General features: G+C 39.4%; 12 protein-coding genes and 1 pseudogene. 1 reads left to right on the top strand and 12 read right to left on the bottom strand.

Translation table 11 applies throughout. The features are described 5' to 3' along the window. The 10 genes and pseudogenes from FYJ59_RS13650 to FYJ59_RS13605 all read right to left on the bottom strand — a co-directional run. Window positions 1–1,111: pseudogene (locus tag FYJ59_RS13650) on the bottom strand (VirB4-like conjugal transfer ATPase, CD1110 family); the annotation flags it as partial. Continuing rightward, a complete protein-coding gene (locus FYJ59_RS13645; protein ID WP_154498854.1) occupies window positions 1,074–1,466 on the bottom strand; it encodes a PrgI family protein in 393 nt (130 codons plus the stop codon). The gene FYJ59_RS13645 and the pseudogene FYJ59_RS13650, both read right to left, overlap by 38 nt. A gap of 30 nt (window positions 1,467–1,496) precedes the next feature. Further along, on the bottom strand, window positions 1,497–2,369 hold the full coding sequence (locus FYJ59_RS13640) for a VirB6/TrbL-like conjugal transfer protein, CD1112 family (protein ID WP_066548951.1): 873 nt from the start codon (window positions 2,367–2,369) through the stop codon (window positions 1,497–1,499). Window positions 2,370–2,372: 3 nt separating this feature from the next. Further along, the gene (locus tag FYJ59_RS13635) at window positions 2,373–2,588 is read right to left on the bottom strand and encodes a Maff2 family mobile element protein (RefSeq protein WP_002582189.1); all 216 of its coding nucleotides are present in this window, start codon (window positions 2,586–2,588) and stop codon (window positions 2,373–2,375) included. 220 nt (window positions 2,589–2,808) lie between these two features. Continuing rightward, a complete protein-coding gene (locus FYJ59_RS13630) occupies window positions 2,809–4,662 on the bottom strand; it encodes a VirD4-like conjugal transfer protein, CD1115 family (RefSeq protein WP_205839560.1) in 1,854 nt (617 codons plus the stop codon). After that, on the bottom strand, window positions 4,659–5,135 hold the full coding sequence (locus FYJ59_RS13625; RefSeq protein WP_154498851.1) for a PcfB family protein: 477 nt from the start codon (window positions 5,133–5,135) through the stop codon (window positions 4,659–4,661). Before FYJ59_RS13625 ends, FYJ59_RS13630 begins: the two co-directional genes overlap by 4 nt. Before the next feature lie 176 nt (window positions 5,136–5,311). After that, window positions 5,312–6,058 (bottom strand): hypothetical protein, encoded by a 747-nt coding sequence (locus FYJ59_RS13620; protein WP_154498849.1) that lies wholly within the window; start codon window positions 6,056–6,058, stop codon window positions 5,312–5,314. Between the two features lie 39 nt (window positions 6,059–6,097). Further along, a complete protein-coding gene (locus FYJ59_RS13615) occupies window positions 6,098–7,012 on the bottom strand; it encodes a bacteriophage abortive infection AbiH family protein (RefSeq protein WP_154498847.1) in 915 nt (304 codons plus the stop codon). 3 nt (window positions 7,013–7,015) lie between these two features. Then, window positions 7,016–7,672 carry a hypothetical protein gene (locus FYJ59_RS13610; RefSeq protein ID WP_154498845.1) on the bottom strand — a complete coding sequence of 219 codons (657 nt, stop codon included), beginning with the start codon at window positions 7,670–7,672 and terminating at the stop codon, window positions 7,016–7,018. A 100-nt stretch (window positions 7,673–7,772) separates the two neighbouring features. Next, window positions 7,773–8,138 carry a hypothetical protein gene (locus FYJ59_RS13605; RefSeq protein ID WP_328597250.1) on the bottom strand — a complete coding sequence of 122 codons (366 nt, stop codon included), beginning with the start codon at window positions 8,136–8,138 and terminating at the stop codon, window positions 7,773–7,775. Window positions 8,139–8,303: 165 nt separating this feature from the next. Here FYJ59_RS13605 and FYJ59_RS13600 point away from each other — a divergent pair, with 165 nt between their 5' ends. Further along, window positions 8,304–8,510 (top strand): helix-turn-helix domain-containing protein, encoded by a 207-nt coding sequence (locus FYJ59_RS13600; RefSeq protein WP_035779437.1) that lies wholly within the window; start codon window positions 8,304–8,306, stop codon window positions 8,508–8,510. Between the two features lie 52 nt (window positions 8,511–8,562). Here FYJ59_RS13600 and FYJ59_RS13595 read toward each other — a convergent pair whose 3' ends face one another. Further along, entirely contained in the window at window positions 8,563–8,892 is a 330-nt protein-coding gene (locus FYJ59_RS13595) for a DUF6050 family protein (RefSeq protein ID WP_235898057.1), read from the bottom strand. Next, a partial coding sequence (locus FYJ59_RS13590) for a DUF6017 domain-containing protein (RefSeq protein WP_154498843.1) occupies window positions 8,873–9,918 on the bottom strand: 1,046 nt, incomplete at its 5' end. The genes FYJ59_RS13595 and FYJ59_RS13590, both read right to left, overlap by 20 nt.

Raw genomic sequence — 9,918 nt, 5'->3', positions numbered from 1 at the left:
AACAGGTAATTAAGAAAGTCATTTTGATAATCTTCTGGTTACTGGTGTTCAGATCGTCAAGCAGTTCCAGCGTATCCTTTTCATAAGTGATAATATCCGTAGGCAGAATATCCATGTCATACCCACTGCGGACTGCCTTTTTCTGCTCCTCAATCTTCATCTTCTGAATATTGGTCAAAGCCCCCTTTAACATCTTGATTGCCTTTACCGGATCCATTGTCTGCATGTGCATGGTAATGGTCAGATTATCATCAATGTCAAGGAGCTTCTTTAACAGCTCATCATTAAAACGTGGAGCAATAATATCCAGATAATGGACACTGCCATACATTTTTCCTGCCTTAAACCGGCTCGGATAACGGAAGTCAAAGCCCGGCGGTGCAATGTAATCCTTTACGCTCTTACCGGACTCTGCCAGCTCCATAAATGAAAAACGGAAAGGCTCCATGGTATCCTGATTAAAATACTCATGCAGGATACGCAGACGTTCCTTTCCGTCAAGACTTTTGGCTTGAGTGCCAAGGTTTAAGAAATTCCTGATAACATCCTTTTCAATGTTATTCAGTTTTGATTTCGCTTCCTTATATCCCTTACACTCCGTACCAAAAATAAGATATTTTGATTTAATGATGCCGTTGTTGCCCTTTGCAGCCTGCTTCTTTAACATTTCCATATATTCCTCACGGATATCGTCAAAATCATCTCCCTGCAAAGGAATGTCAAACTGGTCTATCAGCGTCTGCTCGTTGACCTGCCTGTTAAATAAAAACATTTCAAATCTGATAGACGGGTCAAAATAATTGATGAGCTTGCTGTACTCCTCAAGAATCTCCCCCTGGTCCTCTATTTCCAGAAGATCATAATTTATATCATAAAATTCCACCATTTTTGTGTAGAAATCAGAAGTCACCTGACAGATACCATCACGGAACATCTTTTTGAAAGTAATGGTATTCTGTGCCGTGGTAGGTTTCTCCTGTTCCTTATGGTTTCCCGCAAGAGTACGCTGAAGCTCTTTTAGCCTTTTCTTTTCAGAAAAACTTAAGCCCGCTTTAGGCTTGGTATTTTTCCCTTTACTGCCCTGTAATTTTGCCTTTGGCTTTTGCTTCAAGGTAACGCACCTCCTTCTTCATTTTTTCTTGTTCCTCTAACCGATTGTAGAGATTTTCTGATTTATAGGGGCGTATTCCCGGTGTCAGGAATTTCTGCCTTATCATAAAGTACAGAATCTTTTCTGCCGGAAAACCGTCCTTTTCATACATTGCCAGAAAGAAAAACGGCAGCATGACAGCCACCATAATCAGTGCGGATGCCTGTGTCCCGATGATATCTTTGGTAAAGATATAAAAAGGAATTCCAACCGCACCTGCCGCACCAAAACAGATAAGCTGACGTTTTGTCAGATTCATTGCCACCTTTGTCTTGATACCGCTTAAATTCTTCGGCACTGCGACTGATATTGCCATAAACAGCCTCCTTCCTGATATAACGCTGATTTAATGTGCATTAAAAATAGATTTGCTAAGGGAACCTGTCTTAAATAAGCTGAAGCACAGGATAACGGTATATGCTGCCACTGACCACAAAGCCGTGTGTAAATTGCTCGCAACTGCAACACTGGATACCAGCACCGCATAGATTGCCACACATACCATGATGAAAAATCCCTGAAATGCCAAAGCACAAAGTCCCTTGATATAATTACTTCCGATGCCGCCCCATTCCCGGTTGCTGAGTGTCGCAAACGGAACCGGAGCCACTGAAACATAAAGGTATATTTCAATCATTCGCCCATATAGCATGACGGTGATTAGCAGGGAAATGATTTTCATACATAAGCTGACAATCATGGTCTCTATTCCAAGTCCTATCAGTTCGCCTATCCCCATGGTGGAGAGCTGGCTGTTAAACATGGACTGTAACGTACTCGTCACATCAAGTGTCGTGGAGCCTGTAATAACTCCTGCCGCACTTGTAACGATATGGTTTCCCACATCAAAAATTGCCATGGTAATGTCAGAGGTATAGCTGACAAGCAATACTGCAATACATGCTTTCACAAGATAACGGAAGAAAAACTCACTCCCCATCTCATGCATGTTATTCTTATCCATTACCATGGTAATCAGCTCATAGCAGAGAATCGCACTAATGATCATCCCTGCTATGGGCACCATGACTGTATCTGACAGGTTGTCTATCATGGAAAAAATACCTGCGTTCCAAGAGCTGGGTGTCTGCCCAACCTCTCCGGCAATTGTTCCTACTTTCGTATTCACGTCAGTAAACATCGTTTCAAGATTGTCCAGCACCCATCCTTGCAGCATTTCCTTTATAAATTCAGTGATTTTCTCAATGATTGACCCCATGAATTATGAGAACAGCGTTGAAAGCTGTGGGATCACCGTCTGTGCTACGATAATAATACCGCCTCCGGACATAAGCTGCTTGATACCCTGTGACTTTGCACCGGGATTATCATTACCATAGCCCTCCAGGAGATTGATAACTCCCCACACGCCTACACCTGCTCCGATTGCGGTTACTACCGTCTTTAATCCTGTTACTGCTGTTGTAAAAAATGACATTTTAATAATCCTCCTTGTTTTCCGAAGGAAAATGCGGGTCCTCTGACGAGCAGAGGATTTTCCCTCGTTCTTTCTCTTAATTTTTTCAAAAAGAAAGAGTTTTGAGATGTATCAGCATACACAACAAAACTCTTTTTTCTTCTGGACACAATGTCCAGAGGTTAATGGTTCCATATTCAGTTGTCAGTTCTGCACCTTTAGACATTCTGTCCAAAAGTCGCTATTTCGTTGTATCGCCCTCAACTTCTCCACAATCAAAGGCATCATCTACCTCTGTGTCTGGCGTGACTTTCATGCGATGCAGATGCTTCACATAGTCCTCAATGTCAAAGGCATTTTTCGGGTCAAAATCGGACAGCTCTTTGTATCGCCTATGCTTTGTTATATCAAACTTATCTGAGAAGAAAGGTCTCACGCCCCTAAGCTGCATGATACATTTTCCGCCATCCATGACCGCTATCTCATCCTGACTCATAAGCTCTTTTCCGGTCTTTTGGTAATTCAAACCATAGGACTGGCTCGTACCTCTTGTATCCGAGGTATTATAAAGGTCAATCGTTTCTTTACCCAATACTTCCGCCAACTCTTTTAACGTGGTCTTTTCCTTTCCTCCAAGGAATAAGGTGGTATCACAATTGCCCTCTATGGTATCTGCATTGTCCTTGTAAATCGCCTTGAGCTGGGATTTTGACTGCAAAATAATAGAAGCTGATATTTCACGGCTACGGATTGTAGCAATCAGCTTCTCAAACTGTGGAATCTGCCCGATGTTCGCAAACTCATCAAGGAGCATACGCACATGAACCGGGAGCCTTCCGTTATAAACATCATCTGCTTTATCACAAAGCAGGTTAAAGAGCTGTGAATACATGATTGATACCACAAAATTAAATGTGGCATCGGTATCGGAAATAATGACGAATAATGCTGTCTTTTCCTCTCCCAGAGTATCAAGCTCCAGCTCGTCATATTCCATAAGGTCACGCAGCTCCTTAATATCAAATGGTGCTAACCTCGCACCACAGCTAATCAAGATTGATTTCGCTGTCTTTCCGGCAGCAAGTTTATACTTTTTGTACTGTCTTACTGCAAAATGATTGGGTTTATCCGCTTCCAGCTCCTCAAACAATAAATCTACGGCATTTTTGAAATTCTCATCGTCCTCTCTGGCTTCGCTGGCATCAATCATATCAATCAGCATTGCGAAATTCTGCTCCTCTTCCGGAGCTTCATACCAGATATAAGCGATAAGTGCCGTATAATAGAGCTTTTCAGCCTTTACCCAGAAGTCCTCACCGGATTGCTGTCCCTCTCCTTTGGTGTTGACTATAATCGTGTTTACAAGTTTCAAAATATCCTTTTCGCTTCGAATATAGGCGAAAGGATTGTAATGCATGGATTTAGCAAAGTTTATGGTATTCAAAACTTTTATCTTGTACTTGCCCTTCTTTAGCATTTTTCCGCACTCAACCAGTACCGTTCCTTTCGGATCAGTGACAACATAAGACGAGTGCATCTGCATCAGGTTCGGCTTCACAAAAAAGCGAGTCTTACCAGAACCGGAACCACCGATAACAAGAATATTTTTATTTCTTGCGTACTTCGGCTCTTTCGGTCTGCCAGACATCATCAGCCGTTCCGTCTGTGTCAGAAGGACATTATTTTCAAACACAGAGTCCATATATGGCTCTATGTCCTTGGCATTTCCCCACCTTGCGGAACCGTATTCTACGCCCTGCCGGAACTTCTTGGCATTCTTGGCTTTGTAATACACCACAAGGCGGAGTGCTATGCCGCCTGCCACACCAATCAGTAAATCCCTTGGGTGGAAGCTGGGCAAAGGGTTGGCAAACAGCTTATCAAAACGGTTCATGACTGCCATCATCTTATCAGAAGCAGTTGTACCTTCTGATACTCTCCACAGCCATGCAACCTTGTCACAGAAATATCCAACAAAGATATAGGGCAGATTCAAAAGCACCAGCTTCTTGGTATCCATACCGCCTGCTTTTGCTTTCAGATTTTTCGGGATAGCCTTCAGATCCTTGGTTATGCCTTCAATGATGTTACTCAAAGGCTCTGCCCCCTGTCCTTATTCTTTTTCCGACTCCGTTCTCTGTTCTTATTCTGTGATACTGCATCCCTAAAGCGTTTCAGTTTCTCCCTTACGGAAGTTCTGCCCTTTCGTTTCTCATTACCATAAACAAATTCCTTGAATGCCTGTGCTACCGCATCGGCATCCCTGCCCTTGAAAAATACCACATATTTCGGCGGGTCCGTTGTCTTGTCTTTCTTGACAGCAAAATCAACATTATATTTACGAGCTACCCGCTCAAAGGATTTGATATTGCCATCCGTCACTTCGATAGACGAAACTCCCACGCCTTCGCCAACCAGCTTTTTCACAGAAGTTTTACCATGCGTTTTCTGTGCTTTCTGCCTGCGGTGGTTCAGATACATCCGCATTGCAGCTTTCAAGACGTTGGCATCCAGTTTAGCGGTCTTAATTACAAGAGCGATTGTTTTCTGCGTTACTTCCTCTTGCATAAGTACCTCCGATCTGCATCTTCCTGTGCGTATGCTCGGCTAAGGTGGAACATACAGCCGATGTAATAAATACCTCATAACTCTCCTTTCCGCTTCTGGACATCGTGTCCAAAAGCAATAAAAAAAGGGCAGCTACAAGTATTTCACTCATAACTGCCCTGACGCTGTAATATGCATTATTTAATTAAAAATTTCTCAGGTTCTTTATAAACCTTACTAACGGTACTATTATAATAATCCTTTAACCATATATACTTATCAAAAATTCTTGGATTAGATTTTGAATTATATAATGCACCTATTATAAAATTCCTTACATTCACCATATATGCATCATAGGTCTCGTAATCATTAAATTCATTATACTGGCTCAAAAAATCCAAAAAAATATTTCCATCACAATCCTGTTCAATCAAACTTTCTATAAATTCCTTTTCAAACTCCCGCGTATTGTTTATTCCTCTATACTGTAAATCATACTCTATTACTTTGGGATCAACCAATATCCTTGGGTAAACAGCAGCTTGGGATTCCAAATAATATGCATTTACCATTGCAGGACCAAAACATTTATTGTTATCATGAATCAACGGACCAACAGTCACACCACCTCGCACAGGCATTCCGACTCCTAATAAATCATTACAAATATAGACTAAATCTAATAACACAAAAAAACCTGAGCCTGGTCTAATCATTTCATAGGAAATAACAATACTATCAGAAAAAACTGACACTTGCTTTCCCAAATCAACCATTGGCATATTCTGCTCATAGTTTTCAATTTGGATTTTAGCTGTATAATTCAATGCCATATTTATTAAATTTAGTATTTGTTGATTATTTTCTGATTGTAGTACCATATTTTTAAAACCTAATATATCAAGGAATGCAACATATCTGTTTTCATAAGTAGTATCCATATTTTTCTCCAGTAATTCATATTATTTTCATTAGTAACACTATAAATCGTAAAATGTTTTGGCATCTTTCATTACAATTCGAGTTGAATCAATTCCACAATTTATCAAATCATTCAGTATCCTTTGTTTTTCATCGCTACCAAAATAATAAACACTCCAGTATGCAGTTTTTTGAGTAATAATGTCTATATTCTTAAAGTATGGCAAATCTACCCCGGCAACCGAATGTCCAATAACACATATTTCATCTATGTTCTTCTCATTAAATCTAAAAAGTCTATACATATAACGATTAACATCTTTATATGTGCGCTCGTAATAGTCTTTTACCACCTTACATATACTAATTTCTTTTTCATCATACATTCGCTCCGCTTCCACAAGCCTTTCATCTATACGTTCTATTCTTCCTATATTTCCATGTCCTAATACTGGATCGCATTCATGCTCTCTTAATGAACCGTGAATATGTATTATCTTACTATCACTTATTCCATATGCCCGTTCTAATACAGCCGTATAATTAAATGTAATATATAATGCTTCCTGAAAACTATTGATCAATGATGTTTTAGGTTTCACATCTCGTATTCTGATTGTTCTAACCCATTGTTTAAGGTATTTAGCCAACCGTTCTATATACTTATATTCTTCCGTAAAGTACTCGTATAAAGTATCTTCTATACCAACATCTCCACTTTCCAAAGCCATATCCATTTGTAAAGCTTCATCTATAATAACATCTTCATCAATGTTCGCTAAATTCTTCTCTAATTCATTCCACAAAAGGTTTTTTTGAGCCTCCTCATCATTTGCTGGATATATATAATAACGACTTTCAAACGCATATAAAAATTCCGGATACATATTTTTTAAATAGGTTCTGAAATCCCAGTAAGATGTATTTAATCCATGCCCTTTATCAAACCCATTTCCAATAATAAATAATTTCATTCATTACCCACCTTCAACACAATAAATGCTAATAAATTCAGCATATATATTTTCTTCTTTACAAGAAACATTATCTAATAACAACGCCTGAAACAAAACATCAGCCACATTCTCCAGTCTTACCATTTCATATTCTTTTTCATTAAAACCTTCCACCCGCAAATCCTGCATAGCAGCTTCTTTTCTCGCCACCAGACAATGTGTATACAATGCCATGATATACTTGTCCGACATCAAGAAGGCATATGTTTCGTTCCCTTGATATGTATATCGGCACTTTTCCAGATTTTCTTGCGGTATATCGAAATAACATCTGACCGTTTCCAGATATACATCTCCATTATACTGCGGCTTTAGTTTCTTTGCATACCTTCTGATTGTTGCAAATATATTATTTCTTTCCATAGCCGTCTTGGTTCTCTTAAATACAGGCTTTTTCCCTCGCAGGTCCATATAAACATTATTTAGGATAGTCTTTCCGGCATACTGCTTGAAATCACCTATCCGCAACAAATACGATAACACCTCCAGCAATTTCTCCTTTGATGTTATCTCCTGATACGAATAATCTCCGAATTCAATATGATCCAGCTTCAAAGGGCAACTCCCCTTCGCTATCTCACGCTCCATTACCCTGTTAATATCTCTCATTGATTCCATTTGTATATTTCTCCTTCCCGCTTCTGGACATCGTGTCCAAAAGCACAAAAAAAGCAGCTACAAGTATTTCACTCATAACTGCCCTAACGCTGTTACCTGATTATTCTATTCCTGCCGTTTTTGCAAATCCGGCTTTTCTATTCATAAGTTCCTCTTGTTTCTCCTTTGGCAGACAACGGAATATCTCATTATATCCCATTCCTGCCATCGGTGTTCCTTTTGCCAGAAGAAAAAGCTGCGTGTCAAACCATTCCTCCCACAAGTTCTCAAACATGCTCCGGCTGTCCGTAAAGGTTATTGCATCTTCAAAACCCTCTGGCGGTCTATAATACTGTAACTTAACAAATCCGTATCTTCCCGCATCCACGACAAGTATATTCTCAATCTCATACAGCTCTGCAAAAGCATCTGCAACTTTTCTGCATTTCTCCCTTTCATCGTCTGTAATGTATTTTTCTTTCACAATTAACCATCCTCCTGTTTCAAAACCACACTACCTGCATCTATATCCTCATTCTTCAGAAAAGATCATTATCGTCTTTACCATTTGCATATTTTATGGTGCGTACACGCACCATATTATTATAAGTTCCCTGCCATTAAAATACAAGGTAAGAAAGGAGTTGCCTGTATGATTAAATATGATCCCCTTTGGCAAACGCTTAAGGCTAAGAACATCAGTCAGTACCAGCTCATTAAAGATTATGGCATTGACAAAGCACAGCTTCAGCGACTCCGGCAAAATATGGTGGTAAAGACCATTATTCTGAACAGGCTATGTCAGATACTTGACTGCCGGATTGAAGATATTATGGAATATGTTCCAGATGACAAGTAGAGGTATTGTTTATGATTGATTGACAATGCCTTTTTTGTTGCCCTTTTTTCTTTTACACCTTTGGACATTGTGTCCATAAGTGTCCTGCTAATACTTTTATTATCTCCGTAAATATAACGATAATCCTCACAAGAACAATAATACCACCAATCAGACCTCCAACGATACAATTCAGTGCCAGTATTCCCATACTTCCTGCAATTCCAAAATTCTTCGGCACAAGAAACATACACATTTTTCTGATACCATAGGGACATCCTACCAAAATCCAATAAAGGAAATAATCAAACCCATCTGCTTTATTACAAACCGGATAACAGGTAATCATCCAAAGAACAAGAACGCATACCGGAATAATTATTTTAAACAATGCCTTTTTCATGCCAGCCACCTCCATACATATCATGCTGCACCTCCTGCTGATAATAATGGTTTATCGTTGAGGGTGCATTATAAAGAGCAGTAACCATATATGCCTTGATATTTGTTATTTTCGTATTTGTATCATGCATACAGCCAATCACATACTCCAAATGTCCACTATTCAGCTTCAGGAATTTTGATTTTACAAGCTCATAAGGATAATCCTCCCCTGCAATCCGGATTGTTGTACGTTTTACGCATACAACCTCACAGATAACCTCAAAAAGCTCCTCATACAAAGCCTTGTTCTGCCAGTCATCGTACTTCATGTGATGCTCATATTCGATGTTATCCTTAATCAGTTCTATGTATGCATTTACATCATCCATCAAATCAATCCTTTTTTCCGACTTACTCTCATTGCCAGATTGATTGATAGGATTGGTATAACTCATATCAATATAGCTCTGGTTAGTTTTATTATAGTTAGTATAAATAGGGTCTGCTTTATGAACTTCTGCAAGTTCACTTTCTGAACCTCTTGAAGTCTGCATTGTGAACTTCTGGTGTTCTAAATCCTGAACCTCTTGAAGTTCAATTTCTGAACTTCTGGAAGTATGCATATTAAACTTCTTGAGGTTCAGTTTTTGAACTTCTGTGGATTTATCAGCATTATCGGACTTTTCTTCTGTCTGTGCATCAGTAATTGTAGAAAAATTCTTCACATAAATTATGTCCGGCTTTCCAAGTCCACGGCGTTTCTTTTCAATCAGACCGATTCCATTTTCGGTATCAAGCTCTTTCATAATCTTAACGCAGGTTGCCTTTGCACATCCCAAATCTTCCATAATGGCATCCACCGTATAAATGATGTAAGCTCGGTTTTCATCATCCAACCAGCCGTTTTTCATGGATAATGACATTCTGTCAAGCATCAGCCCATAGAGGAGCTTAGCATCACTGCTAAGCCCCTTAAATCTCTCGTCTTTAATCAAAAGTCGGGGAACACGATAAAAAGAGAACTGCTCTGCTTCAATTCCGTAGT

The organism is Waltera intestinalis (assembly GCF_009695995.1).
In the GTDB taxonomy this organism is placed as follows: Bacteria; Bacillota; Clostridia; order Lachnospirales; family Lachnospiraceae; genus Acetatifactor; species Acetatifactor intestinalis.
This window is presented reverse-complemented; position numbering and strand designations above follow the sequence as displayed.

What these genes read in the sequence shown, in the direction of transcription:
- FYJ59_RS13645 (WP_154498854.1), bottom strand. Translation starts at nt 1,466, where the DNA reads ATGGCAATATCAGTCGCAGTGCCGAAGAATTTAAGCGGTATCAAGACA.
- FYJ59_RS13640 (WP_066548951.1), bottom strand. Translation starts at nt 2,369, where the DNA reads ATGGGGTCAATCATTGAGAAAATCACTGAATTTATAAAGGAAATGCTG.
- FYJ59_RS13635 (WP_002582189.1), bottom strand. Translation starts at nt 2,588, where the DNA reads ATGTCATTTTTTACAACAGCAGTAACAGGATTAAAGACGGTAGTAACC.
- FYJ59_RS13625 (WP_154498851.1), bottom strand. Translation starts at nt 5,135, where the DNA reads ATGCAAGAGGAAGTAACGCAGAAAACAATCGCTCTTGTAATTAAGACC.
- FYJ59_RS13620 (WP_154498849.1), bottom strand. Translation starts at nt 6,058, where the DNA reads ATGGATACTACTTATGAAAACAGATATGTTGCATTCCTTGATATATTA.
- FYJ59_RS13615 (WP_154498847.1), bottom strand. Translation starts at nt 7,012, where the DNA reads ATGAAATTATTTATTATTGGAAATGGGTTTGATAAAGGGCATGGATTA.
- FYJ59_RS13610 (WP_154498845.1), bottom strand. Translation starts at nt 7,672, where the DNA reads ATGGAATCAATGAGAGATATTAACAGGGTAATGGAGCGTGAGATAGCG.
- FYJ59_RS13600 (WP_035779437.1), top strand. Translation starts at nt 8,304, where the DNA reads ATGATTAAATATGATCCCCTTTGGCAAACGCTTAAGGCTAAGAACATC.
- FYJ59_RS13595 (WP_235898057.1), bottom strand. Translation starts at nt 8,892, where the DNA reads ATGAAAAAGGCATTGTTTAAAATAATTATTCCGGTATGCGTTCTTGTT.